The sequence below is a fragment of the Arthrobacter sp. 05N428_2 genome (genome assembly GCF_056397065.1).
In genome coordinates this window covers 35,882-58,982 of sequence record NZ_JBFTMR010000002.1, presented here as the reverse complement: position 1 = coordinate 58,982, position 23,101 = coordinate 35,882, and the positions used below count along the sequence as shown (strand labels likewise).

At 67.3% G+C, this 23,101-nt stretch carries 24 protein-coding genes and 2 tRNA genes; 16 read left to right on the top strand and 10 right to left on the bottom strand.

Annotation, left to right across the window (positions count from 1 at the left end; translation table 11 throughout):
* Positions 1-105 precede the first annotated feature (105 nt).
* The 4 genes from AC1DGI_RS01975 to AC1DGI_RS01960 all read left to right on the top strand — a co-directional run bounded on the left by AC1DGI_RS01975 (position 106) and on the right by AC1DGI_RS01960 (position 2,611).
* Positions 106-972 (top strand): sunset domain-containing protein, encoded by an 867-nt coding sequence (locus AC1DGI_RS01975; protein WP_476897565.1) that lies wholly within the window; start codon positions 106-108, stop codon positions 970-972.
* A gap of 2 nt (positions 973-974) precedes the next feature.
* Positions 975-2,069: a PQQ-dependent sugar dehydrogenase gene (locus AC1DGI_RS01970; protein WP_476897564.1), complete on the top strand. Its 1,095-nt coding sequence runs from the start codon at positions 975-977 to the stop codon at positions 2,067-2,069.
* 118 nt (positions 2,070-2,187) lie between these two features.
* A tRNA-Lys gene (locus tag AC1DGI_RS01965) sits at positions 2,188-2,263 on the top strand.
* A gap of 141 nt (positions 2,264-2,404) precedes the next feature.
* Positions 2,405-2,611 carry a hypothetical protein gene (locus tag AC1DGI_RS01960; RefSeq protein WP_476897563.1) on the top strand — a complete coding sequence of 69 codons (207 nt, stop codon included), beginning with the start codon at positions 2,405-2,407 and terminating at the stop codon, positions 2,609-2,611.
* Between the two features lie 44 nt (positions 2,612-2,655).
* On the opposite strand, the gene AC1DGI_RS01955 is transcribed toward AC1DGI_RS01960, so the two are convergent.
* The 6 genes from AC1DGI_RS01955 to AC1DGI_RS01930 all read right to left on the bottom strand — a co-directional run bounded on the left by AC1DGI_RS01955 (position 2,656) and on the right by AC1DGI_RS01930 (position 6,702).
* Entirely contained in the window at positions 2,656-3,738 is a 1,083-nt protein-coding gene (locus AC1DGI_RS01955) for a DUF1648 domain-containing protein (RefSeq protein WP_476897562.1), read from the bottom strand.
* Positions 3,735-4,121: a GntR family transcriptional regulator gene (locus AC1DGI_RS01950; protein WP_441401600.1), complete on the bottom strand. Its 387-nt coding sequence runs from the start codon at positions 4,119-4,121 to the stop codon at positions 3,735-3,737. Before AC1DGI_RS01950 ends, AC1DGI_RS01955 begins: the two co-directional genes overlap by 4 nt.
* A 111-nt stretch (positions 4,122-4,232) precedes the next feature.
* Entirely contained in the window at positions 4,233-5,327 is a 1,095-nt protein-coding gene (locus AC1DGI_RS01945) for an AI-2E family transporter (protein ID WP_476897561.1), read from the bottom strand.
* A gap of 51 nt (positions 5,328-5,378) precedes the next feature.
* Entirely contained in the window at positions 5,379-5,930 is a 552-nt protein-coding gene (locus AC1DGI_RS01940) for a hypothetical protein (protein ID WP_476897560.1), read from the bottom strand.
* 76 nt (positions 5,931-6,006) lie between these two features.
* Complete coding sequence (locus tag AC1DGI_RS01935) at positions 6,007-6,141, bottom strand: hypothetical protein (protein ID WP_441401606.1); 135 nt, start codon at positions 6,139-6,141, stop codon at positions 6,007-6,009.
* A gap of 69 nt (positions 6,142-6,210) precedes the next feature.
* Positions 6,211-6,702: a MarR family winged helix-turn-helix transcriptional regulator gene (locus AC1DGI_RS01930; RefSeq protein WP_441403723.1), complete on the bottom strand. Its 492-nt coding sequence runs from the start codon at positions 6,700-6,702 to the stop codon at positions 6,211-6,213.
* Between the two features lie 85 nt (positions 6,703-6,787).
* On the opposite strand from AC1DGI_RS01930, the gene bcp reads away from it, so the two are divergent.
* The 3 genes from bcp to arsA all read left to right on the top strand — a co-directional run bounded on the left by bcp (position 6,788) and on the right by arsA (position 9,366).
* Positions 6,788-7,261, top strand: coding sequence for a thioredoxin-dependent thiol peroxidase (gene bcp / locus AC1DGI_RS01925; protein ID WP_441403722.1), 474 nt, complete (start codon positions 6,788-6,790; stop codon positions 7,259-7,261).
* A 114-nt stretch (positions 7,262-7,375) separates the two neighbouring features.
* Positions 7,376-7,460, top strand: a tRNA-Leu gene (locus AC1DGI_RS01920).
* A 127-nt stretch (positions 7,461-7,587) separates the two neighbouring features.
* Positions 7,588-9,366 carry an arsenical pump-driving ATPase gene (gene arsA / locus AC1DGI_RS01915; protein WP_476897559.1) on the top strand — a complete coding sequence of 593 codons (1,779 nt, stop codon included), beginning with the start codon at positions 7,588-7,590 and terminating at the stop codon, positions 9,364-9,366.
* Positions 9,367-9,374: 8 nt separating this feature from the next.
* Here arsA and AC1DGI_RS01910 read toward each other — a convergent pair whose 3' ends face one another.
* The 4 genes from AC1DGI_RS01910 to AC1DGI_RS01895 all read right to left on the bottom strand — a co-directional run bounded on the left by AC1DGI_RS01910 (position 9,375) and on the right by AC1DGI_RS01895 (position 11,399).
* Entirely contained in the window at positions 9,375-9,608 is a 234-nt protein-coding gene (locus AC1DGI_RS01910; protein ID WP_476897558.1) for a hypothetical protein, read from the bottom strand.
* Between the two features lie 76 nt (positions 9,609-9,684).
* Positions 9,685-10,170, bottom strand: a complete 486-nt coding sequence (locus tag AC1DGI_RS01905; RefSeq protein ID WP_441402155.1) for a GNAT family N-acetyltransferase — start codon at positions 10,168-10,170, stop codon at positions 9,685-9,687.
* A gap of 35 nt (positions 10,171-10,205) precedes the next feature.
* Positions 10,206-10,556 (bottom strand): ArsR/SmtB family transcription factor, encoded by a 351-nt coding sequence (locus AC1DGI_RS01900; RefSeq protein ID WP_441402156.1) that lies wholly within the window; start codon positions 10,554-10,556, stop codon positions 10,206-10,208.
* Between the two features lie 102 nt (positions 10,557-10,658).
* Positions 10,659-11,399, bottom strand: coding sequence for an aquaporin (locus tag AC1DGI_RS01895; RefSeq protein ID WP_476897557.1), 741 nt, complete (start codon positions 11,397-11,399; stop codon positions 10,659-10,661).
* Between the two features lie 45 nt (positions 11,400-11,444).
* Between AC1DGI_RS01895 and AC1DGI_RS01890 the strand changes: the two genes are divergently transcribed.
* The 9 genes from AC1DGI_RS01890 (at position 11,445) to AC1DGI_RS01850 (ending at position 23,097) form a co-directional block, all read left to right on the top strand.
* The gene (locus tag AC1DGI_RS01890; protein WP_476897556.1) at positions 11,445-12,116 is read left to right on the top strand and encodes an arsenate reductase/protein-tyrosine-phosphatase family protein; all 672 of its coding nucleotides are present in this window, start codon (positions 11,445-11,447) and stop codon (positions 12,114-12,116) included.
* A gap of 153 nt (positions 12,117-12,269) precedes the next feature.
* Entirely contained in the window at positions 12,270-12,689 is a 420-nt protein-coding gene (locus tag AC1DGI_RS01885; RefSeq protein ID WP_476897555.1) for an arsenate reductase ArsC, read from the top strand.
* 31 nt (positions 12,690-12,720) lie between these two features.
* Positions 12,721-13,698: a thioredoxin-disulfide reductase gene (gene trxB / locus AC1DGI_RS01880; protein ID WP_476897554.1), complete on the top strand. Its 978-nt coding sequence runs from the start codon at positions 12,721-12,723 to the stop codon at positions 13,696-13,698.
* A gap of 42 nt (positions 13,699-13,740) precedes the next feature.
* On the top strand, positions 13,741-15,075 hold the full coding sequence (locus tag AC1DGI_RS01875; RefSeq protein WP_476897553.1) for an FAD-dependent oxidoreductase: 1,335 nt from the start codon (positions 13,741-13,743) through the stop codon (positions 15,073-15,075).
* A gap of 2 nt (positions 15,076-15,077) precedes the next feature.
* Positions 15,078-15,395: a hypothetical protein gene (locus AC1DGI_RS01870; protein ID WP_476897552.1), complete on the top strand. Its 318-nt coding sequence runs from the start codon at positions 15,078-15,080 to the stop codon at positions 15,393-15,395.
* Positions 15,396-15,563: 168 nt separating this feature from the next.
* Positions 15,564-16,241: a fasciclin domain-containing protein gene (locus AC1DGI_RS01865; protein ID WP_441402119.1), complete on the top strand. Its 678-nt coding sequence runs from the start codon at positions 15,564-15,566 to the stop codon at positions 16,239-16,241.
* A 213-nt stretch (positions 16,242-16,454) separates the two neighbouring features.
* Positions 16,455-18,152: an ABC transporter substrate-binding protein gene (locus AC1DGI_RS01860; protein WP_441402118.1), complete on the top strand. Its 1,698-nt coding sequence runs from the start codon at positions 16,455-16,457 to the stop codon at positions 18,150-18,152.
* A 79-nt stretch (positions 18,153-18,231) separates the two neighbouring features.
* Positions 18,232-19,737 (top strand): malate:quinone oxidoreductase, encoded by a 1,506-nt coding sequence (locus AC1DGI_RS01855; RefSeq protein ID WP_476897551.1) that lies wholly within the window; start codon positions 18,232-18,234, stop codon positions 19,735-19,737.
* Positions 19,738-19,851: 114 nt separating this feature from the next.
* Positions 19,852-23,097 (top strand): efflux RND transporter permease subunit, encoded by a 3,246-nt coding sequence (locus tag AC1DGI_RS01850; RefSeq protein WP_476897550.1) that lies wholly within the window; start codon positions 19,852-19,854, stop codon positions 23,095-23,097.
* Positions 23,098-23,101: the final 4 nt, after the last annotated feature.

Genomic DNA, 23,101 nt, shown 5'->3' with positions numbered 1-23,101 from the left:
GAAGCGAGGCTACACGGGCCGCGTCCGGAACTATGGACAGCCGCGACGGGCCGGACGTAACGTCAAGCATCGGCAACCCTGCCGCCTGGACGGAAGGATTCGGCCATGGATTGGATTATCTGGCTCATCGTGATCGTGGTGATTGTCGGCGTCGTATGGTGGCTGCTGAACCGCAACAATTCCCGCGGTGCCGCCGGAACGTCGACGTCCGCCGGCTCCGGATCCGCCGCCTCGCCGCAGGCTCCCCCCGGGCCGGAAAAGCACGACGGCGCCCTGTCCGGCGGGAACGCGGCGGCGTCTGCCGTCGCCGCCGCCACCACCGGGATTCCGTCCGCGGCCGGCTTCGGCAACGCCGAGCCGGTCTCGCCGACGACGGCGGACGACCAGGCGGCCGCCGGCGAGTGGGAGACCCAGTGGTCGGAGACGCCGCCTGCCGAGGTCCCGGCCAGCACCCACCACGACGTTCCCCGCGGCGCGCACGCCGCACATGTGGCTGACACGGCCCAGCCCTCCGACGTGGAAACCAAGGCAGGCGCCACAACCGCTTTGCCGGACGAAACCGCCTCGCCCGAGGCGGCGGCACCGGCGCAGCACGCCCCGGTGCACCATCCCGAATATACCGAGCCGCACTCCCCCACCCTTCCCGGCGCGGAATCGGCTGCGGCCGAAGCGGCCGAGGTGGAGACGGCACAGGCCACATCCTCGGCAGCAGCCTCCGAGGGCGCCGCGAGCCACACCGCTGCGCCAGCCGGGCATCTGGCCGTGGAGCAGCCTTACGGTGAAGGATCCGCGGCCCCGGGCCCCGATGGCAGCGGGCCGGAGGGCTTCACCGTGAAGGGGACCGCCTCGTCGATGACTTACCACGATGAGACTAGCCCGTCCTATCAGGAAACCCGGGCCGAGGTCTGGTTCCTTTCCGCGGCGCACGCCGAGGCCGCGGGCTTCCGACCGCCGCGCCGTTCACGGTTGTAGCCGTGCCCCGGCGGTCGCCGCTGCGGGCCGCCCGGGCGGCCGTGGTGGCTGCCGCGCTCCTGGCAGCGGCGGCCTGCACCAGCAACCCCACTCCTTCCCCTTCTGCTGGCAACAGCCTGGCCGCCCCGGAGACGCCCACGATCACCGCCCGCATCGACGCCGGGCTGACGTTGCCATGGTCGACGGTCTTCCTCCCCGACGGCACCGCCCTCATCTCGGAGCGGGACAGCGCGCTGCTGAAGCTCCTGCCGCCGGGCGCCAGCGGACCGGCGGCCACGGTAGCAAAGGTCCCCGACGTCGTCCCTGACGGAGAAGGCGGACTGCTGGGACTGGCGCTGTCCCCGCACTTCGCGACGGACCGCTACCTGTACGCGTATTTCACTGCCCAGACCGACAACCGGATTGCCCGCTTCCGGCTCGACGGCAGTAGCAGGCAGCCTTCCCTTGGGGCACCCGACATCATTTTCACCGGGATCCCGAAGGCCTCTACGCACAACGGGGGCCGCATCCGCTTCGGCCCGGACGGGTACCTCTACGTCGGCACCGGCGATTCCCAGCGCCGCGACCAACCGCAGGACCGAAACGCCCTGGGCGGCAAGATTCTCCGCCTCACCGCCGAGGGGAAGCCCGCCCCCGGCAATCCCTTCGGCAACAACCCCGTTTACAGCCTGGGGCACCGAAACGTCCAGGGCCTCGATTGGGACAGCGCGGGGCGCTTGTGGGCCAGCGAGTTCGGCCCGGACGTGGACGACGAACTGAATCTGATTGTCCCCGGCGGCAACTACGGCTGGCCCGAGGTGACGGGCGCGCCGCACCGGGCAGGGTTCCTCGACGCGAAAGTGGTGTGGCCGTCGACTGCGGAGTCATCGCCCAGCGGCCTCCAGATTGTCGGTAACACCGCCTACCTCGGCGCGCTCCGGGGCCAGCGCGTCTGGGCAGTCCCGCTGAGCGGTGATGTTGCCGGCCTCCCTGTGGCCTATTTCACAGGAGAGTACGGCCGGATCCGCGACGTTTCGCTCGCGCCCGACGGCCGCCTGTGGGCCCTGAGCAACGGCCAGAACCCCGATTTTGTGCTGGTTTTGAGCCTGCGCGGGTAGCCGCCCCGGCGCCCGCCGCGCCGATTTCACACTCCGCCCAAACTCGTGTAGAGTTTCATGTCGTTGCGGAGAACACCACGGGAAACAAAAAGCCCCGGCGGAACCCAAAACAACAGCTGCACCTCTAGCTCAACTGGCAGAGCAATTGACTCTTAATCAATGGGTTCCGGGTTCGAGTCCCGGGGGGTGCACCAACGAAAAACCCCGTCTTTACTGGCCTAACGGTCATAAAGGCGGGGTTTTGTTTTGCCCGGATTTCGCGGGAGAAACAAACCACGAGTCCGCCGGCAGACCGGGGCCTTCCCGCGCACCACACCGAGTGGGACGATGCCATCATGAGTGAGAAACATGACGGGCCAGCGGAGGATCACGGCCAGCACCTCCGCGCCCATTCAGCGCCGACGACGCAGCAGATCCGCACGGTCGGGCAGCGGCGGCGGGAGGCAGAGGAAAAGCTGGAGCACCACCTGGACGAAGCGCGCCACAAAAGCGAACACCACGATGCCCCCGAGCAGGGATCCGCAACGGAGACAGACCGGTAATCAGCCGTGGCTCGCGGTGCCGGCGGATCCCCGCCGGCTGCGGGTCAGCTGCCTAACCGGAGGATGATCACCAGAACGATGAGGGCAACCAGACCGGCCAAAAGCATCGATGCCCTTGGATTGCCGACATTGATCGTCCAGCCGAGACCGAACCGACGTGGAACAAGCAAGGCATGGTCTTGCCTGTTGACGTAGACCAGGCCTCCCCGCCAGTACTTGTCGTCGTCCCGGTGCGTCAAGCCGGTCTCCGCCTCACTGCCGCCGCGCTCTCGGTTGTTCCTGGCCAAAACCACGACGGTGGCAACAACGGCCGCCAGGATCGGCACCGCGACCACCAGGGGTGCCCATGAGGTGATGGTTCCAGTCCACATCAGCAGCGATGACACCATCATTCCCAGGTCGATCGTGGCGACCAGTGCGAGCAAGGCCCGGGCGCTCAGTGACATGTAGTGGCGGGACCAGCGCGCGGATCCCACCGGCTGGGCCGGGTCGATGTCGGGCCTGCTGCGGGTGATGGCCGCCGCCATGCCTGCCAACAGTGCCGTCATACCGATTTGCACGAACACCAGGGAGAAGGCCGAGCCTACCGACTTGGCGACTACCCGGTCAGGCGCACCGTGAGCGCCGTAATGCACCGCAAGCGTTCCGGGCATCGTCGGGTAACTGAGTACTCCGATCACCACGGTGGTGGCGGTGATGAGCAGCGCCGGCGCCAGCCAAAGCCAGGGGAACCGCGGCGGATTGGTCCGCAGCTCGGTGTCGACCGTGATGCCTTGGTGTAGTCCCTGGTACCAGCCCCCGGCGGCCTTAGCGGCGCGGATCTCCTGATTGGCGAGAGAGAAACACCCGTACCAGACGCCGACTAGCACCAGCACCGACACGGGCAGCAGCAGCGGATCGCCGGTGACAGCGAACGTGGCGATTCCGGCCCCGGCGGTGATGACACCGCTGATCAGGACGCGCCAGCGATAGATGCGCTCCTGCCGGAGGACGGTCGGGTCCCCCGCGTGCTGGGCCGGTACCCGGACCCCGAACGGCACGATCGGACTGGTGACCGAGGGCAGCACCAGCGCAAGCAACAGCACCAGGCCCAGCAGCACAACGCTCAATACAATGGCAACGGTCATGGCGTATCCTCTCGCGGCGTGGCGAATTGTTCGAGAACGGAACGGCAGGTCCGAAGAACCTCCTCGGGCGGCAATCCCCTGGCCACAGCCTCCGCCAGGACCGTCCGCACTCTTGCAGTCCATTCGGGGGCGAACGAATGGTCAGCAGTCGCCGTGGTCACCACCGCGCCGGCGCGGCTCAGCCGGATCAGACCCTCCTGTCGCAGGAGGTCATAAGCCTTGTTAACGGTGTGGAAGTTGATCCCGAAATCCGCGGCGAGGGTCCGGGTCGCCGGCAACGGACTGCCGTCGGTCAGCACGCCGGAAGCGATCGCCTCGACAACCTGGTCGCGAAGCTGCTGGTAGAGCGGGACAGTGCCGCCCAGGTCAACGTTCAGGATCATTGCCACAGCCCTCCACTCTTTGTTCTATATATTATAGAACAAAGCTAGCAGGCCTGAGGCAACAACGGCGGACTATTTTGGCCTTCTTATTGCGTCGTCGAGCCTCAGGCGTCAGGCGTCCGGAGCCGTTGCCGCCGCCTGACCGTCGACGGCGTCCCGTCCTGACCAGGTCTTGATCATTGTCCAGCCCACGGCGGTCAGCGGGACGGCCAGGAGGGCGCCGACGATTCCGGCAAGTATGGTGCCGGCCGCCAGCGCGAGCAGGATGGCCAGCCCATGGATCTTGAGCACTTTGCCCATCAGGAGCGGTTGGAGCAAGTGGTGCTCGAGCTGGTTCGCCCCGATCACCACCGCGAGGACCACAATCGCTGTGACGGGCCCGTTGGAAATCAGCGCAACGCCGACGGCAAGTGTGCCGGCCGCCGTCGCGCCGACGATCGGAATGAAGCCGCCGATGAAGACGAAGGCACCCAACGGGAGTGCCAGGGGCACGCCCAGAATGGCCAGCGCGATACCGACAATGAGCCCGTCGGTGGCCGCAATCAAGGCGGTGCCGCGCACGTAGCCGCCCAGGACCACGGTACTGCGCTCGGCGGACAGAAGCGCCTTGGCCCGGTGCCGGGCGGGCAGGAATCCGATGACGAAGGCACGGATCTTGGCGCCGTCCTTGAGGAAGAAGAACAAGGTGACGGCCATGAGGACCATGCCGGCGAGGATTTCGCCGATGGTGCGGGCGCCGGTCAGGGCCTCGGTGCCGAAGGAGCTGGAGGTGAAGAACTTCTGGACGGTTTCGCGGATGCCCGTAATCTGGGTGTCGTTGACCGGGACCGGCCCGCTGTTCAGGAACTCATGAAGCCGGTCGATGCCTACCGTAAACTTCGCAATGAGGTCCTTGGACTGCGCCCGGACGAGGAACACGATGCCGGTAATGACGCCGCCGAAGACGGCCAGGATGGCCACGAAAGCCGCGACGACGGCCAGCGCACGCGGCCAGGAGTGGCCCGTGAGCCAGCGGACCAGGGGCGCGATCGCGGCGGCGAGGATCATGGCGATCAGTACCGGTATCAAGACGAGCGGCACCCTGGTGGCGGCCCAGACAATCGCCCAGCCGAGGGCGGCGACGGTGAGGGCCTGGACGGAGCGGATGCTGGCACGGCCGAGTCCGTCCGCCCAGATGGGCGGCAGTCCCTCGCGGAAGTCAGGCATAGGATTCTCTCTTTCAAGCGGCCGGGTGGTCCTGTAAGCAAACATGTCCGTTTAAGGAAGCGGGTCCCGCCGCCGGAGGCCCAAGAGTGCGGAGCCGGAGACCAGCAATCCGCCCAACGCCAGCAGGACCGCTCCGGCACCTGTTCCCTCCCTGGTGGCAACGGGGGCACCGGTAGGCTCCGCAGCGTCTGCTGCCTGCGGGGCGGGAAGTACCGAGGGGGCCGCTGGCGCCGCCGTCGTGCCAGCAGAGAAGGGAGGCGCGGGGGCGGCGGTTCCGGACAGCGGGCTGGCTGAAGCCGCGGGGACCACGACAGGGACCACTGCAGGGGCGGGAGACGGCCCCGCTGCGCTTGGAACCGGGGCCGGGGGAACTGCCGGCGCCGGTGCCGCGGGGGGCGCCGACGGCGCCGCCGACCCCGTCGGCGAGGGCTTGCGGGTGTTCGACTCCGTCGGGGTAGGCGTGGCTGCGGGCTGGCACCAGCCCAGGGAAACCACTACCACGGGACCGCAGGGCTCGGCGGCGGCCGGAGCCCCGACGGCGGCGGTGATGGCGAGGACAGCCACGGCCGTGGCAGCACCGCCGACACTCCTACGCTTTCTCATCCTCGCCATACTACGTTCCCGCAATCCGGGTGAGGGGATTCTCCGCTGATTTCCGGCCGACCAAGGCGGGCCGCTCCTAGCGTCGGCTGGCCGCGGCCAACTGGAAGTGGATGGGCAGTGCAAGTTGGATCGGCGCGGCGCCGACCGGCTCGTCCAGCAACTCGTTGATCGAGGACTGGCCGTCCAGCTCGGGTGGCGGTGCCGTTTCCATAGGAAAACCCTATGTGAGCACTCGGCCGGACGCCGGGCATGACACGCATGGGCCCGGGTACCGGGTCGCCTAGTTCAGGCTGGTCGCCTCGGCGGGAACGGCCGGGTCCGCCGCGGTGACGATGGCCTTACCCTCCGGCGAGGAAATCCGGTTGGCCAGTTCCCTGACCACGGCTTGCAGCTCGCGCCGGAGTGAGTCCGGGTCGATCGAGGCGGCAGCAAGGACCGACCGTTCCATATCCGCGGCTTCAAGCACGGCTTCGCGTCCGCGATCGGTCAGCTTCACGACGTGGCTGCGGCGGTCGGAAGCGCTTCGCTCCCGGGAGATGTGGCCGTGGGCTTCGAGCCGGCTGAGCGTCTTGCCCATGGTCTGGGCCTGGACCCGGACCAGATGCGCCAACTGCGCTTGGGTCATGGGTCCTTGAACGGAGAGCACTTCCATGGCGATGACCCCGGCATGGGTGAGACCGATGGCCCCAAGCTTCTCGTTCCAGGAGTGTTCTACAAGGCGTGCTGCCGTGGACAATAAGCGGCCCGTGGGCCAGCGATCCATATCAGGCATACCCAAGAGTATAACGACTGTCTGATTGGTGGGCCGCCGCCGCACTCCGTAGACTGGTTTGCGTCAATTTGTCAAGGAGATCAAGATGCCTGAACGACTCGTTCCCGGGGACACCGCACCCGACTTTCGACTGCTCGACTCGGCGGGGCGCGAGGTCAGCCTGAAGGACTTCCGCGGCCGCAACACGGTGGTCTACTTCTACCCCGCCGCCGCCACGCCCGGTTGCACCAAGCAGGCCTGCGACTTCCGCGACTCCCTGGGCGCCCTGCAGGCGGCCGGCTATGACGTGGTCGGCATCTCCCCCGACCCCGTCGAAAAGCTCGCCAAGTTCGCGGACGCCGAAGCACTGAGCTTCCCGCTGCTTTCCGACCCTGATCACACGGTGGCGGCGGACTACGCGGCGTGGGGCGAGAAGAAGAACTACGGCCGCAGCTACGACGGCCTCATCCGTTCCACGGTGGTGGTGGGTCCGGACGGCAAGGTCACCCTGGCTCAATACAACGTCCGCGCCACCGGCCACGTCGCCAAACTGCGCCGCGACCTCAAGGTCGACGCCTAGCCTCCCCTACGTCGACCCGCCCGGCCGCGCCCGGCTTTGCGCTGCGAGGTCGAACTGTAGACTGGTTGCTGGCATCCGCCGTGGGGTCTAAAAACCCACGTACGACGGCGCCGCGCGCGAGTGGTGGAATTGGCAGACACGCAGGATTTAGGTTCCTGTGCCTTCGGGCGTGGGGGTTCAAGTCCCCCCTTGCGCACCATGCGGAACCCCGGTCTTAGGACCGGGGTTCTCCTGTTTTGCGACCGACGCCCGTTTGCAGGGTCCCGCGGGCTCCCCCGCCCCCGGCCCCCTTCTGGGCATCGACTGATGTCGATATGCTAAGGGGCGTGAAGTTTCTCGAGAACAGCCCACGGTTCCTTTTCTTCACCGGCAAGGGCGGCGTCGGTAAGACGTCCGTGGCGTGTGCGACGGCGCTCGCGCTCGCCAAGCGCGGCAAGAACGTCTTGCTGGTCAGCACCGACCCCGCATCAAACGTCGGGCAGGTCTTCGGCGAGACCATCGGCAACACCATCACCCCTCTCCGGGACGTACCGGGCGTCTCCGCACTGGAAATCGACCCGGATCAGGCCGCCGAAGCATATCGGGAACGGATTATCGCGCCGGTGCGCGGGCTCCTGCCCGAGAGTGAACTGGCCGGCATCGCCGAGAGCCTCTCGGGTTCCTGCACCACGGAGATCGCCTCCTTCGACGAGTTCACCAACCTGCTCGCCGACGACGGCTCCTACGTCGAATACGACCACGTCGTCTTCGACACAGCCCCGACCGGCCACACGATCCGGTTGCTGCAGCTGCCCGGTTCGTGGACCGACTTCCTCGCGGCGGGTAAGGGGGAACCGTCCTGCCTTGGCCCGCTGTCCGGACTGGAAAAGCACAAGCAGGTCTACGCCAAGGCGCTCCAGGCGCTCAAAGATCCGACCAAGACCCGGCTCGTCCTGGTCAGCCGCGCACAGACGTCGTCACTGGGTGAGATTGAGCGGACCTACCTCGAACTCAACAACATCGGAATCGAGGGCGGCTTCGTCGTCGTCAATGGAGTCCTGCCGGATGCCGCCGGGGATGAGGCGCTGGCCCGGGCACTGCGGGCTCGGGAGGCGGCGGCCACTGCCGCCATTCCCGACGCCGTCGCCGGCCTGCCCCGGGATGTCCTGGAGCTGAAACCCGTCAACATGGTCGGCGTCGCGGCGCTCGAATCCTTGTTCGCCGCCTCACCCGGCCCCGGAGTTGCGGAGGAAACAGCGCCTGCGCCTTGGGTTAGGGCCGCCGGGCTTGACGACGCACCGTTGGCCGCCTTGGTGAACGAGGTGGAACTCGACGGCCACGGCCTCGTGATGTGCATGGGGAAGGGCGGCGTCGGTAAGACCACCGTCGCGGCTGCCCTCGCCGTCGCCCTGGCGCAACGCGGGCATGCGGTGCACCTCACCACGACCGATCCCGCGGCCCACCTCACGGAGACCCTCCACGGCACCGTCCCGGGCCTGACAGTCTCGCGCATCGATCCGGACGCAGCCATCGCGGAATACCGCGCCCACGTCATGGCAACCAAGGGCCGGGGCCTGGACGACGCCGGACGTGCCGCCCTCGCCGAGGACCTGCTGTCCCCCTGCACCGACGAGGTGGCCGTGTTCCGGCAGTTCTCCAAGGTGGTCCAGGGATCCCGGCGGCAATTCGTGGTGATTGACACAGCACCGACCGGCCACACGCTGCTGCTCCTGGACGCCACCGGTTCCTACCACCGGGAGATTTCCCGCCAGGTGGTCGCCACCAGGGGGTTCGTGACGCCCCTCATGCGGCTTCAGGATCCGGCTCAGACCAAAGTCGTCCTGGTCACCTTGGCCGAAACTACCCCCGTGCTGGAAGCCGAAGAATTGAAGGAGGACCTGGAGCGGGCCGGGATCCATCCGTGGGCCTGGGTGATCAACAATTCCATCGCCGCGGCGCATCCAGAGTCAGCCTTCCTGCGGGCCCGCGCGGTAGGAGAACTTGAGCAGATCGCAAAGGTTCGGGCTCTGGCTGACCGGGTCGCGCTCATTCCGCTGCTTCCCGAGGAACCCGTTGGCGTGGACAAATTATTGGCGCTGACCTCACTCAGGTCCCTGCCGGCCTGACAGTCTGGCTACGCCTCCACTCGGCGCGCCAACAAAGCTTCGATGTCCCGCGCGGTGGCATCCAGCCTGGCGATGGTGTCGCGCTGGATCGACATCAGGTACTCGGCATCCGACTCGCCGTCCTGCACCCATTGCTCGTCGCCGGGTGAGTCCATCATCTGGCGGGTGTTAGCGGTTGCCGTCCTGACGTTGTCCAACATCGTGCGCAGCCGGTCCTCGGTGGTGGGAGCCTCGGTTTCCATCGTGTCCTCCTTGGTTGCGGTTCTGCTTCCGGTTGTCGGGGCTATCTTCTCGCTCCGGCGGCCTTGCAGAAAAGAACTAGACGTCCCGAGCGCGCCGCTCGATCAGGACGGTGTCCCGCCACTGTCCTGCGGCGGGACCGTGGCCAACCCTGGCAATCCGCTCCCGCCGGCCCACGACCCTGAAGCCCTGGGCGAGATGCAGCTTCAGGCTCGCCTCGTTCTCCGGAAAGATGCTCGCCTGGATCGTCCAAATGCCGGCGTCCTCGGTCGAGGCGATCAGGGACGTCAGGAGGACTGACCCTATCCGCCTGCCGCGGGCTGCCTCGGAGACGTAAATGGAGTGTTCGACGACACCGGAGTACGCGGCGCGGGCGGATACGGCGGACACGGCCGCCCAGCCGAGAATCCCGCCGTCGGGCGTCTCGGCCACCAGGCGGTGGGAAGCGAGCCGCGAAGCCTCGAAGCGGTGCCAGTCCGGCGCCTCGACCTCGAACGTGGCCTGACCCGTCGCGATCCCCTCGCCATAGATTCGCCGGACCTCGGGCCAATCGGATTCATGCATCGGCCGGACCTTGACGGCAGCCGCAATATCCAGGCTCACAGGGTCGCCAGCAGGCCGGCCGTCTGCTCGATGGCGCCGGGGACGATCGAGTAATAAGCCCAAGTGCCGCGCTTCTCGCGGTGCAGCAGCCCGGCGTCGACCAGGATTTTCAGGTGATGGGAGACGGTGGGCTGGCCCAGGTCCAGCGGCTCGGTGAGGTCGCAGACGCAGGATTCGCCGGACGCCTCGGCCTTGACGATGGAGAGCAGGCGTAGCCGGTTTGGATCGGCCAGGGCCTTGAAGACCAGGGCCTTCTGCTTCGCCTCTTCAGCGCCCAGGGCAGGCGTTCCCGCCGGGGCGCAGCAGGCTTCAGCCGTGGCCGGTTCGAGGATAGAGAGCGGGTTCATATACCCATTATGCCCCGATATTGACAGTCATCAATATAAAGCCGTACCGGGCCATGTTCGGGCGCGGGCGCAGATGGTTGCTCCTCCAGCCGCTGGCTGATGCTACGAGTTGACCGGTTCGGAGCTGTGTGGGATCACGACGTCGTCAGCGGTGCGGGCCGCGGAGGGGAACAGGACGAGGAGGAGGCCCACGCCTACCGCCGCGCCGACCAGCTGCGCTGCTACGAAGCCGGGAACGGAGTCCGGGGCGATACCCGCGAACGTGTCGCTGAAGATGCGCCCCACCGTCACGGCCGGGTTCGCGAACGACGTCGAGGACGTGAACCAGTACGCGGCGCCGATGTAGGCGCCCACCGCCGGAGCCGCGAGGGCGCCCCGGTTGGTGGCGGCCAGGGCGAAAATCAGCAGCACTAGACCTGCTGTGGCGACGACCTCGCCGAGGAGATGCCCGCTGGTGGCACGTTCCTTGGCAGAGTTGGAGGTGCCCACCTCAAACATGGCGTTCGCCACGACGCTGCCGCTGATTGCACCAACTGTCTGCGCAACGATGTACGCCCCAAGGTCCGGCAGGGTCAGCCCGGCGCCGCTGCGCCGGCCCAGGATCCAGTCGACGAGCGAGACCACGGGGTTGAAGTGGGCGCCGCTGACCGGACCGAATACGAGGATCAGGACCGTCAGACCCAGCACCGTGGCGGTGCTGTTTTGGAGCAACTGCAGGCCTACGTCGTTGGGGGAAAGCTGCGCGGCAGCGATCCCGGAGCCGACGACGATCATCACGAGCAAGCTGGTGCCGAGCAGCTCGGCGACGGCACGGCGCCACAGCGGCGGTTGGTTGGAAGTCATGGCAACAGCTTGACCGAAAGAAATAACTCAGTCAAAATTGAATCAATGAAACTTGAGACAGCAGACGCTTTTCGGGTGCGGGTAGCCAAGCACGCAGCCCTGGCCGATCCTGCGCGGCTGCGCATCGTTGACCTGCTGACTCTGGGCGACTTTTCTCCCACGGAGCTGCAGGCCGAGCTGGGAATGGCCTCGAATCTGCTCTCCCATCATCTGCGCGCATTGGAAGAGGCCGGACTGACAGCCCGGCACCGCTCCGAGGCTGACCGGCGCCGCAGCTACCTCCGGCTTGCGGCCGGCGCCCTGGAAGGCCTCGTTCCAGGGGCCGGGCAAAGCGCGCGCCGCGTCCTGTTCGTCTGCACGCGAAACAGTGCAAGGTCACAACTGGCCGCCGCTCTCTGGAAGCAGGTCAGCGACATCCCCACGATTTCGGCGGGAACGCATCCCGCTGACCGGATTGCACGGAGGGCCATCGAGGTCGCCCGCCGTCACGGCCTGGACCTCGCCGACACTCCTCCCCGCCTGCTGGATCCCGCGGCGGAGGGGGATCTGATGGTGACTGTGTGCGATAACGCCCACGAGGAGCTGGCGAGCCTGGGCGGCGTGCACTGGTCCGTGCCGGATCCGCTGCGCCTGGGCACGGATGAAGCTTTCGAGCGGGCCTTCAAGGAGATCGCCGACCGCATCACCGGCCTTGCACCGCGCGTGCTCGCCGCCTGAACCCACCGGCGACGTAAATATTGACAATCATCAATCTATTGACCGACACTCACTGTATCGATCATCTTCAATGGTCAATTGAGCGTTGCAGCGCAGCCACGAAGACCCCAACCAGACCACGACACGCCCCCTAGCTGATTCCAGGAGAACCCCGTGAGCACCGAAACCGCCAAGAAGCCCTCCGTCCTGTTCGTCTGCGTCCACAACGCCGGCCGCTCCCAGATGGCCGCTGCCTTCCTCACCACCCTGGCCGAAGGACGGATCGAGGTGCGTTCCGCCGGCTCGGAGCCGGCCGACAAGGTCAACCCGGCCGCCGTCGAGGCCATGGCCGAGCTCGGCATCGACATGTCCGCCGAGATCCCGAAGGTCCTCACCACCGAGGCGGTGAAACAGTCCGACGTCGTCATCACCATGGGCTGCGGCGACACCTGCCCGATCTTCCCCGGCAAGCGTTACGAGGACTGGGAACTCGAGGACCCCGCCGGCCACGGCGTGGACGCCGTCCGGCCGATCCGGGACGATATCAAGACCCGCATCGAAGGCCTCATCGCTTCGCTGGCCCCCGTCAAGTAACCGCCAAGCCCCCCCGACACCAGGAGTCTTCATGAGCATGCACCAGCTGATCATCATCGGATCCGGCCCCGCCGGTTACACCGCAGCGATCTACGCCGCCCGGGCCGGCCTCGAGCCGCTCGTTCTCGCCGGGGCCGTCACCGCCGGCGGCGCGCTGATGAACACCACCGAGGTGGAGAACTTCCCCGGCTTCCCGGCCGGCGTCCAGGGCCCCGAGCTGATGGACGGGCTGCAGCAGCAGGCGGAGAAGTTCGGTGCGCAGGTTGTGTTCGACGACGTCACCGAAGTGACACTCACCGGCCACCTCAAGCGGGTGGTCACCGGCGCCGGCGAGACCCATGAGGCTCCCGCCGTCATCCTCGCCACCGGGTCCGCCTACAAGGAGCTCGGCCTGCCGGAGGAGAAGAAATTCAGCGGCCACGGCGTCTCCTGGTGCGCCACCTGCGACGGATTCTTCTTCCGCGAGCAGGACATCATCGTGGTCGGCGGCGGCGACTCCGCCATGGAGGAGGCGACATTCCTGACCCGCTTCGGCAAGTCGGTGACGGTGGTCGTGCGCAAGAACGAACTGCGCGCCTCACGGATCATGGCCCAGCGGGCGAAGGACAATCCCAAGATCCGCTTCGCGTGGAACTCGGCCGTCACCGCCATCCACGGCGATGGCAAGGTCTCCGGTGTCACCCTGACGGATACCGTGACCGGTGAGACCCGCGAGCACCCCGCTACCGGCATCTTCGTCGCGATCGGCCACGTGCCGCGCACCGAACTGCTGCACGGCCAGGTGGAGCTCGACGCCGAGGGGTACATCAAGGTCGACTCCCCCACCACCGTCACCAGCCTGACCGGCGTGTTTGCCTGCGGCGACGCCGTGGACCACCGCTACCGCCAGGCCATCACCGCCGCCGGCACCGGCTGCGCGGCCGCCCTCGACGCCGAGCGCTACCTGGCCGCCCTCGAGGATGCCGACAGCATCGCGACCGCCCTGGTCGAGGACCCTACCCACGCCTGAGCCGCGCGCCTAACCCGGCCCCCGGACAAAACAGAGGAAACCATGGATTCAACGCGGAACCTTCCCGTAGCTGTCATTGGGGCCGGGCCTGTGGGCTTGGCCGCGGCCGCCCACCTGCTCGAGCGCGGACTCGAAGCGCTGATCCTGGAGGCCGGTCCCACTGCGGGGGCCGCCATCGAGCAGTGGCGCCACATCCGGCTCTTCTCCCCCTGGCGGTACAACACCGACGCCGCCGCCGCCCGCCTGCTGGCCGGGACCGGCTGGGAATCGCCGGAGCCGACGGCGCTGCCGACCGGCGGGGAACTCGTCGACCAGTACCTCACGCCCCTGGCTTCTCTGCCGGCGATTGCGTCCCGCCTGCACACCGGCGCCCGCGTCGTGGCAGTGACCCGGCAGGGCATGGACAAGACCCACAGCCGGAACCGCGACACCACACCCTTTGTGGTCCGGGTCGAACACGCCGGCGGAGGGGTCCGCGAGTACCAGGCCGCAGGTGTCATCGACGCGTCCGGCACCTGGTCCACCCGCAACCCGCTCGGAACCTCCGGCCTGCCCGCCCTCGGCGAAGCCGCCGCAGCTGAGACGATTTCCTCTCCGCTGCCGGACGTCCTGGGCCGCGAGCGCGCAGCGTTTGGTGGCCGCACCGCCGTCGTGGTCGGCTCGGGGCACGCGGCCGCCAACACCCTGATCAACCTCTCCGAGCTCGCAGTGCAGGTGCCCGGGACCAGGATTGTGTGGGCAATCCGCGGCGCATCCGCAGCCAAGGTCTATGGCGGCGGTGACGCCGATGAGCTGGCGGCCCGCGGCCGGCTGGGCAGCCGGCTCCGCGCCCTGGTTGAGGACGGGACCATTGAACTGCACACCGGCTTCGGCATCGTGGCCCTCGCCGCCGCCGACGGAGCCGTCACCCTGACTTCCACGGACGGCCGCACCCTCGCAGCCGACGTGATCGTTCCGGCCACCGGGTTCCGCCCCGACCTGGACATCCTCCGTGAACTCCGGCTGGACCTGGACGCCGCCGTGGACGCCCCGCGTGAGCTCGGCCCGCTGATCGACCCCGAATTCCACTCCTGCGGCACGGTCGAACCCCACGGCGCCCGGATGCTGGCCCACCCCGAAGACGACTTCTACATCGTGGGCATGAAGTCCTACGGCAGGGCCCCGACCTTCCTGCTCGCCACCGGCTACGAACAGGTCCGTTCCGTCGCGGCCGCCTTGGCCGGGGACCGGGAAGCCGCGGACACCGTCCTGCTCGAATTCCCCGAAACCGGCGTCTGCTCGTCCGATGCCGGCAGCAGCGGCTGCTGTGGAGCGCCCGAACCGGTGCTCGTCGGATTCCCCACCGGCCTGACTCACGGCCGCAGCGGGGGGAACTGAGCATGCAGATTCAATTGCTGACGATTCCGGGGTGCCCGCACGGCGTCTCGGCCCGGGACTTGTTCGCGACCGCGTTGGAGGCGGAAGGCATCGATCCGGCGCTGCTCACGGTCGCCGAAATCAGCACTGACGCCGACGCCGCGGCGCGGTCCTTCCACGGATCACCCTCCTTCATCATTGACGGAGCTGACCTTTTCCCCTCCGACACGGCACCCGCCGTCGCCTGCCGGGTGTACCCCGGTCCGGGCGGCCTGGCTGGGCAACCGGAGCTCGGATCCCTCCGTCAAGAAATCCGGAGGCGGTGCTCCCGCAAGCCCTGAACCGGCCCAACCAAAAAGAATTTCGAATCCCACCCATCCCTGCCCGCCGAGCCCGCGAATATCCATTGAGACACCAACCAAGGGTCGGTGCCCGACAGTCGGATAGGAGCCGCAGCGGCAAAGAGGTCCGCTGCCGGCAATGAATCGGCACAACAAAGGAGATTCGAAATGCAGACCATCAAGCGCACAACTTTCGCCGTTGCAGGTATCGCTGCTGCAGCCATGCTCAGCCTCACTGCCTGCGGCGGTTCCAGCACCGGCGCCAGCAGCTCCTCGGCTCCGGCGTCCACGCCCTCCGCTTCGAGCATGGCGCCGTCGCCGTCCATGAGCTCCTCCGCCGCAGCCATGGACCCGGCAGCAAACCTCGTCGGCCCCGGCTGCGCCGCCTACGCCGCCCAGGTACCCAGCGGTAAGGGCTCCGTCTCCGGCATGGCCCTGGACCCGGTGGCCGTGGCCGCCTCCAACAACCCGATCCTGACCACCCTGACCGCCGCCGTCTCCGGCAAGCTCAACCCCAAGGTGAACCTGGTGGACACCCTGAACGGCAGCGAATTCACGATCTTCGCCCCGACGGATGACGCCTTCAAGAAGATCGACGCCGCCACCATTGACAAGCTCAAGACGGACGATGCCCTGCTGAGCAAGATCCTGACCTACCACGTGGTTCCCGGCAAGATCAGCCCCGACCAGATCGTCGGCACGCACAAGACGGTCGAGGGTGGCTCCGTCACCGTCAGCGGCACCAAGGACGCGCTCAAGGTCGACGGCGCCAACGTAGTCTGCGGCGGCGTCCAGACCGCCAACGCCACGGTCTACATGGTCGACTCCGTCCTGATGCCCAAGTAGGCATACCAAGCCCTCCTGCCCCGGATCCAGCCTGACTCCCTGGATCCACCTGGAGAAACGAAGGCCCGCACCGGATGGTGCGGGCCTTCGCCTGTTGCGGTCAGCTCGCCCCCAGCGGCGAAGGCCCCCCGCAGGGTAGCCGCCGTCCGGTCTACTAGACTGGGGCTGTTCCGCAGCCGGCGGGCTTACAGTTCCCCAGGGGTGATTCCTTCAGTGCCAAGCAGTTCCGCGCCGACCCGTAACCGCCCGAGCAGGACAGCGCGGCGGATCGCAGCCGGCTTCGGCGCGGTCCTGCTCCTGCTGCCCCTTGCAGCGTGTACCGGAACGCCCGGCCCGGCGCCGTCGTCGGCCAGCGCCAGCTCATCCGCTGCGGGCCCCACCGCAACGTTTAATTTCGGCACCGCATCCCGCCCGCTCGGCCTGGATCCGGCCCTCGTTTCCGACACCGATTCCTACCGCATCACCCGCCAGGTACTCGAAGGCCTGGTCGGCGTCGACCAGACCAGCGGCAAGCCCACCCCCCTGCTGGCGACAGAGTGGAACGGCAGTGACGACGGCCGCGCCTACACCTTCAAGCTCCGCGGGAACGTGAAGTTCCAAGACGGTACGGCCTTCGACGCGGCGGCCGTGTGCACCAATTTCAACCGCTGGTTCAACTTCCCCGAGGCACTCCGCAAGCAGGCGCCGGGCACCAGCTTCAAGTCCGCGTTCCGGGCCCACTCGGACCAGGCCTCGCTCTCCGTATACAAGAGCTGCACCGCACTGGCGGCGGACAGCGTCAAGATCGATCTCACCGAGCCGTTCACGGGCTTCATCCAGGCCCTCACCCTGCCGGCCTTCGCCATCTCCTCGCCGCAGGCACTCATCGCCCGGTCCGCCGATGTGCTCAACCAGACCCGCGAAGGCCAGCCCGTGTCCGCCTACGCCCTGCACCCGGTGGGCACCGGTCCTTACGTTTTCGGCTCCTGGGACAACGACACCGTCACGCTGAACAGCAACGCTGGCTACTGGGGCGACAAAGGCCAGATCGGAACCATCAACTTCATCAGCTACGACCACCCGCAGACCCGGTTGCAGGCCCTGCTGGACGGCAAAATCGACGCTTACGACTCCGTCACGGTCGGCAATTTCGACCAGTTGGTCAAGCGCGGCAAGCAGATCGTCCAGCGCGATCCCTTTTCCGTGATGTACCTGGGGATGAACCAGGCTGTGCCGGTGCTGCAGAACCTCAAGGTCCGCCAGGCGATCGAGATGGCCCTGGACAAGGACACCCTGATCCGCAAGTTTTTCATTGACAACACCTCGGCGGCCTCGCAGTTCGTCCCGCCGAAGCTGAGCGGCTTCAACAACAACGCGCCCTCGCTGGGGTACGACCCGGCCAAGGCCAAGGAGCTGCTCGCCGAGGGCGGCTACAAGGGCGAGGAACTGAAGTTCTACTACCCGCTCAACGTCACCCGGCCGTACCTGCCGACCCCGGAAAAGGTCTACGCCGAGATCAGCCGCCAGCTCACCGCCGTCGGACTCAACATCAAACCGGTGCCGGTGGACTGGGCGGACGGCTACCTTCAGAAGGTCACCTCCCCCGGGGACCACGCCCTGCACCTGCTTGGCTGGAACGGCTCCTATTCGGACCCGGACAACTTCGTGGGGCCGCTCTTCGGCCAGAACAACGGCGAATTCGATTACCAGGACCCACAGGTGTTCTCCAAGATCGCCCGCGCCCGGGGCTTGCCGGACGGCAAGGACCGCACCGACCAGTACCAGACCATCAATGCCCAGATCGCCGCGACGGTCCCCGCCGTCCCGATCGCGTACCCGATCTCGGCGCTGGCCCTCTCCGACCGGGTCCTGAAATACCCGGCGTCGCCGGTCCTGAATGAAGTTTTCACTAAGGTCGTGTTAAAGCCTTGACGGCAGTGCCCAATTTCAGTTAGTGGGCCGTGCGGGGATATTCTGTGACAGCCAGAGCCGCTGCTATCGGAGACTGATTGTGACTTTCATTTCCAAGACCCAACACGCCGACGTTGTCCTGATTGGCGGCGGCATCATGAGCGCCACGCTGGGCACCTTCCTCAAGCAGCTTGAGCCGAACTGGACCATTTCGCTGTTCGAACGGCTGGACCAGCCCGGCCTGGAAAGCTCCGGCCCCTGGAACAACGCGGGCACCGGACACGCCGCACTGTGTGAGCTTAACTACTCCCCCGCGGCCAAGGACGGTTCGGTGGACCCGGCCAAGGCCCTGCACATCAACGAGCAGTTCCAGCTGTCCCGCCAGTTCTGGTCCCACCTGGTCACCAACTCGCTGATCGGCTCACCCAAGGGCTTCATCAACACGGTGCCGCACATGAGCTTCGTGGTCGGCGACGCGAACACCAAATTCCTACGCACCCGTTACGAAGCGCTCAAGCCCAACCCGCTGTTCCGCTCGATGGAGTTCTCCGAGGACCACGCCCAGATCGCCAAGTGGGCGCCGCTGATCGTCAAGGGCCGCGACCCGAAACAGCATGTCGCCGCGACCCGCGCCGCGGAGGGCACCGACGTCGACTTTGGCGCGCTCACCCGCGAGCTGACCGGTTACCTCGGCAACAACGGCGTGGAAATCAACTACGGCCACGACGTCACCGGCATTTCCAAGGCCTCCGACGGCGGCTGGGACCTCACGCTCAAGCACCCGCGGTCCGGTGAGCGCGGCTCGATCCACGCCAAGTTCGTCTTCGTTGGCGCCGGCGGCGGGGCGCTGCACCTGCTGCAGGCCTCCGGCATCCCGGAAAGCAAGGGCTACGGCGGCTTCCCGGTCTCCGGCCAGTTCTTCCGTTGCACCGACGAGAGCCTCGCGGCCCAGCACAGCGCCAAGGTCTACGGCCAGGCCTCGGTGGGTGCCCCGCCCATGTCCGTGCCGCACCTGGACACCCGGTACGTCAACGGCAAGCGCTCCCTGCTGTTCGGCCCGTACGCCGGTTTCTCCACGAACTTCCTGAAGAACGGCTCCTATCTGGACCTCCCGCTGTCCATCCGGCCCTCGAACATCATCCCGATGCTGGCCGTGGCCAAGGACAACATGGACCTCACCGCCTACCTGGTCAAGGAGGTCGCGAAGCGGCACGGCGCCAAGGTCGAGGCCCTGCGGGAGTACTACCCGGAGGCCAAGGACGGCGACTGGGAACTGATCACGGCCGGCCAGCGTGTACAGATCATCAAGAAGGACCCGAAGAAGCACGGCGTGCTGCAGTTCGGCACCGAGGTCATCGCCGGCCGCGACGGCACGATCGGGGCCCTGCTCGGTGCGTCCCCGGGCGCGTCCACCGCAGTCCCGATCATGATCGAGCTGCTGCAGAAGTCCTTCCCGAAGGACTTCAAGGGCTGGCACGGCAAGCTCAAGGAGATGATGCCGGGCTACGGCGTCAAGCTCAATGAGAACCCGGAGCTCGCGGCCAAGCTTGAGGCCGAGACGGCAGCAGCCCTCCAGCTGGAGCCGGTCAGCGCCAGCCAGGGCTGACCGCAGCAGCCGCCGCTCGCGGCGGACTCCCGCAGCGGACTCCCGACCGGTGTGCGGCACGTTTTGATCGTTTGACTTTGACGTACGTCCGTCGACCCACCAGGAGACCATGAGATGTTCCGGCTCGCCCAGCTCTCGCTAGCAAACCGGGCGCTGATCGCGCTGATCACCGTCTTCGCGTCGGTCTTCGGCGTGATCACGATGTCCTCACTCAAACAGGAACTCATCCCGTCCATCGAGTTCCCGCAGATCACGGTCATCACCTCGATGCCCGGTGCCTCGCCGGAAGTGGTGGACAAGCAAATCAGCGCCCCGCTGGAAACGGCGCTCAACGGCGTCGAGGGGCTGGAGTCGACGTCGTCGACGTCGCGCAATGGCGTCTCGCAGATCACCCTCGCGTTTACCTACGGCTCCAACCTGGACCGCGCCCGGAACCAGATTGACCGCGCCATCTCCAACGCGAAGCAGGCGCTGCCCAAGGACGTCCAGCCGCAGGCGATCGCCGGCAGCATCAGCGACTTCCCGATCGTCTACCTCGCGGTGTCCTCGGACAAGCCCTTGAGCGAGCTCAACACGGACCTCGCGCGGCTGAGCGTCCCGCGGCTGCAGAAGCTCGACGGCGTGCGCGGCGCCGACGTCACCGGCGGCGCGACCGAGCACATCCAGATCCTGCCCCGGCCCGACGCGATGGCCGCCTCCGGGGTGAGCATCCAGTCCATTTCCGACGCGCTGAAGAACAACGGCTCGCTGGTGCCGGCCGGCAGCATCGAGGAGCAAGGCAAGACGCTCTCGTTGCAGGTCGGCAGCCCGGTGGATTCCCTCGACGCCGTGAAGTCCCTGCCGCTGGGGGGCGCCCGCAATGCCGCGACCATCGGCAGCGTCGCGGATGTCAGCATTGCCGAGGACGCCCGCACCTCGATCACCCGGACCAACGGCAAGGAAACCCTGGCCGTGTCCGTCACCAAGAAGCCCGAGGGCGACACGGTGGCCATCTCCCACGCGGTCAAGGATGCCATTCCGCAGCTCGAAGCCGAGCTGGGCTCCAACGCCAAATTCACCCCGGTGTTCGACCAGGCGCCGTTCATCGAGAAGTCCATCAAGGACCTCACCACTGAGGGCCTGCTGGGCCTTGGCTTCGCCGTCGCCGTCATCCTGGTGTTCCTGCTCTCGGTCCGCTCCACTTTGGTCACGGCGGTGTCCATCCCGCTGTCCCTGCTGATCACCTTCATCGGACTCTCCGCGACCGGCTACTCGCTGAACATCCTCACCCTCGGCGCGCTGACCATTGCGATCGGCCGCGTGGTGGACGACTCGATCGTGGTGATTGAGAACATCAAGCGGCACCTCAGTTACGGCGAGACCAAGATCACCGCCATCCTGACCGCCATCCGGGAGGTCGCCGGCGCGATTACTGCGTCCACGCTCACCACGGTGGCGGTTTTCCTGCCGATTGCATTCGTGGCCGGGCTGGCCGGCGAGCTGTTCCGGCCCTTCGCGCTCACCGTCACCATCGCTTTGGTGTCCTCGCTGCTGGTGTCCCTGACCATCGTCCCGGTGCTGGCGTACTGGTTCCTGCGGACACCGGCGGACAAGGCCGGCGCTTACGTCTCCGAAGCCTCCGCCCGGGAAACCGCGGCAAAAGCGCACGAGGCCGAGCAGCGCGGCCTCCTGCAGCGCGGCTACCTCCCGATCCTCACCAAGACCCAGCGGCACCCCCTAATCACCTTGATCGCTGCCGTCCTGGTCCTTGGCGGGACGGCCGCGATGACCCCGCTGCTCGCCACCGACCTCCTGGGCCGCTCCGGCGAGAACAGCATGACGGTCAAGCAGGCCCTCCCGGCCGGCACTAGCCTGTCCGAGGGCAGTGCCGCCGCCATCAAGGTCGAGAACGTGCTGCGCGGCATCGACGGAATCAAGGACGTCCAGGTCACCACCGGCAACGCCCAGTCCGGCTTCTCCGCGCTGCTGTCCGCCGGGGCAGCGAATTCCAGCTTTACCGTGGTCACCGACGATAAGACGGACCAGGGCAAGCTGCAGGACACCGTGCGCGGCGAACTTGCCAAGATCGGCGACGCCGGCAAGATCACCGTCGGCTCGCAGCAAGGCGGCTTCGGCACGACGTCGACCGTGGACATCACCCTCAAGGCGGCCACGTCCGCCGACCTCCAGACCGCCAGCGACGCCATGGTTAAGGCCATGGACGGCGTTCCCGGTTCCTCCGAGGTCAGCACCAACCTGGCGGCGAGCCAGCCCGTGGTCCAGGTCAAAGTGGACCGTGCCAAGGCCGTCGCGGCCGGCCTGAACGAGCAGCAGGTGGCGGGCGTGCTGGCCTCCACCATCAGTCCTGTCCCGGGCGGTACCGTCCGTATCGGCACCAGTGATTTCCCGGTCCGGATCGGCGAAGGCACCCGCTTCACCAGCATCGACGCCGTCCGCGCCCTCCCGCTGCCGACGGCGCGCGGGCCCGTTCCGCTGTCCTCGATCGCCTCGGTGGAACAGCTGGACGTTCCGGTCTCCATCACGGCCAGCAACGGCCAGCGGACCGCACGAGTCTCCGTCACGCCGTCGGGCGGCAACCTCGGCGCAGTCAGCACCGAGGTGCAGGCACGGCTCAAGTCGGTCCAGCTGCCGCCGGGCGTCACCGCGGAGATCGGCGGAGCCACCACGCAACAGTCCGAGTCCTTCGGCCAGCTGGGACTGGCCCTGCTGGCCGCCATCGCGATTGTGTACGTCATCATGGTCGCCGCGTTCAAGTCGCTCGTGCAGCCGCTGATCCTGCTGGTCTCAATCCCCTTCGCAGCCACCGGCGCCATCGCCCTCCTGCTGGTGACGGGTGTTCCGCTGGGATTGCCCTCCCTGATCGGGATGCTGATGCTGGTGGGCATCGTGGTGACCAACGCGATTGTGCTGATCGACCTGATCAACCAGTACCGCCAGCCACGCAACGGTGAGCCGGGCATGAACGTGGCAGAGGCGATCACGCACGGCGCACGACAGCGTCTGCGGCCGATCCTGATGACCGCGCTGGCCACGGTGTTCGCGCTGACCCCGATGGCGCTGGGCCTCACCGGCGGCGGCGGGTTCATCTCGCAGCCACTGGCCATTGTGGTGATCGGCGGGCTCATCTCCTCCACCGCCCTGACCCTGGTCCTGGTGCCGGTGCTGTACCGGCTGGTGGAGGGCCGCCGCGAACGCCGGGCGCTCCAGAAGGCCAGCGGCAACAAGCCCGCCCACGGCCGCCGGGCCCAGCCCGCTCCTGCTGGCACGGCCGCCGCCCCGAACGAAGCCCACGACCGCCCGCGCGAAAGCGACCCCGACGAGGCCGACGAACCGGACGAGGCCGCGGCGCTCCGCAGCTAACGCC

What these genes read in the sequence shown, in the direction of transcription:
- AC1DGI_RS01865 (WP_441402119.1), top strand. Translation starts at nt 15,564, where the DNA reads ATGCAGACCATCAAGCGCACAACTTTCGCCGTTGCAGGTATCGCTGCT.
- AC1DGI_RS01960 (WP_476897563.1), top strand. Translation starts at nt 2,405, where the DNA reads ATGAGTGAGAAACATGACGGGCCAGCGGAGGATCACGGCCAGCACCTC.
- AC1DGI_RS01930 (WP_441403723.1), bottom strand. Translation starts at nt 6,702, where the DNA reads ATGCCTGATATGGATCGCTGGCCCACGGGCCGCTTATTGTCCACGGCA.
- AC1DGI_RS01935 (WP_441401606.1), bottom strand. Translation starts at nt 6,141, where the DNA reads ATGGAAACGGCACCGCCACCCGAGCTGGACGGCCAGTCCTCGATCAAC.
- AC1DGI_RS01870 (WP_476897552.1), top strand. Translation starts at nt 15,078, where the DNA reads ATGCAGATTCAATTGCTGACGATTCCGGGGTGCCCGCACGGCGTCTCG.
- AC1DGI_RS01955 (WP_476897562.1), bottom strand. Translation starts at nt 3,738, where the DNA reads ATGACCGTTGCCATTGTATTGAGCGTTGTGCTGCTGGGCCTGGTGCTG.
- AC1DGI_RS01900 (WP_441402156.1), bottom strand. Translation starts at nt 10,556, where the DNA reads ATGAACCCGCTCTCTATCCTCGAACCGGCCACGGCTGAAGCCTGCTGC.
- AC1DGI_RS01975 (WP_476897565.1), top strand. Translation starts at nt 106, where the DNA reads ATGGATTGGATTATCTGGCTCATCGTGATCGTGGTGATTGTCGGCGTC.
- AC1DGI_RS01945 (WP_476897561.1), bottom strand. Translation starts at nt 5,327, where the DNA reads ATGCCTGACTTCCGCGAGGGACTGCCGCCCATCTGGGCGGACGGACTC.
- AC1DGI_RS01895 (WP_476897557.1), bottom strand. Translation starts at nt 11,399, where the DNA reads ATGACTTCCAACCAACCGCCGCTGTGGCGCCGTGCCGTCGCCGAGCTG.
- AC1DGI_RS01940 (WP_476897560.1), bottom strand. Translation starts at nt 5,930, where the DNA reads ATGAGAAAGCGTAGGAGTGTCGGCGGTGCTGCCACGGCCGTGGCTGTC.
- bcp (WP_441403722.1), top strand. Translation starts at nt 6,788, where the DNA reads ATGCCTGAACGACTCGTTCCCGGGGACACCGCACCCGACTTTCGACTG.
- AC1DGI_RS01950 (WP_441401600.1), bottom strand. Translation starts at nt 4,121, where the DNA reads ATGATCCTGAACGTTGACCTGGGCGGCACTGTCCCGCTCTACCAGCAG.
- AC1DGI_RS01905 (WP_441402155.1), bottom strand. Translation starts at nt 10,170, where the DNA reads ATGCATGAATCCGATTGGCCCGAGGTCCGGCGAATCTATGGCGAGGGG.
- AC1DGI_RS01910 (WP_476897558.1), bottom strand. Translation starts at nt 9,608, where the DNA reads ATGGAAACCGAGGCTCCCACCACCGAGGACCGGCTGCGCACGATGTTG.
- AC1DGI_RS01875 (WP_476897553.1), top strand. Translation starts at nt 13,741, where the DNA reads ATGGATTCAACGCGGAACCTTCCCGTAGCTGTCATTGGGGCCGGGCCT.
- AC1DGI_RS01890 (WP_476897556.1), top strand. Translation starts at nt 11,445, where the DNA reads ATGAAACTTGAGACAGCAGACGCTTTTCGGGTGCGGGTAGCCAAGCAC.
- trxB (WP_476897554.1), top strand. Translation starts at nt 12,721, where the DNA reads ATGAGCATGCACCAGCTGATCATCATCGGATCCGGCCCCGCCGGTTAC.
- AC1DGI_RS01850 (WP_476897550.1), top strand. Translation starts at nt 19,852, where the DNA reads ATGTTCCGGCTCGCCCAGCTCTCGCTAGCAAACCGGGCGCTGATCGCG.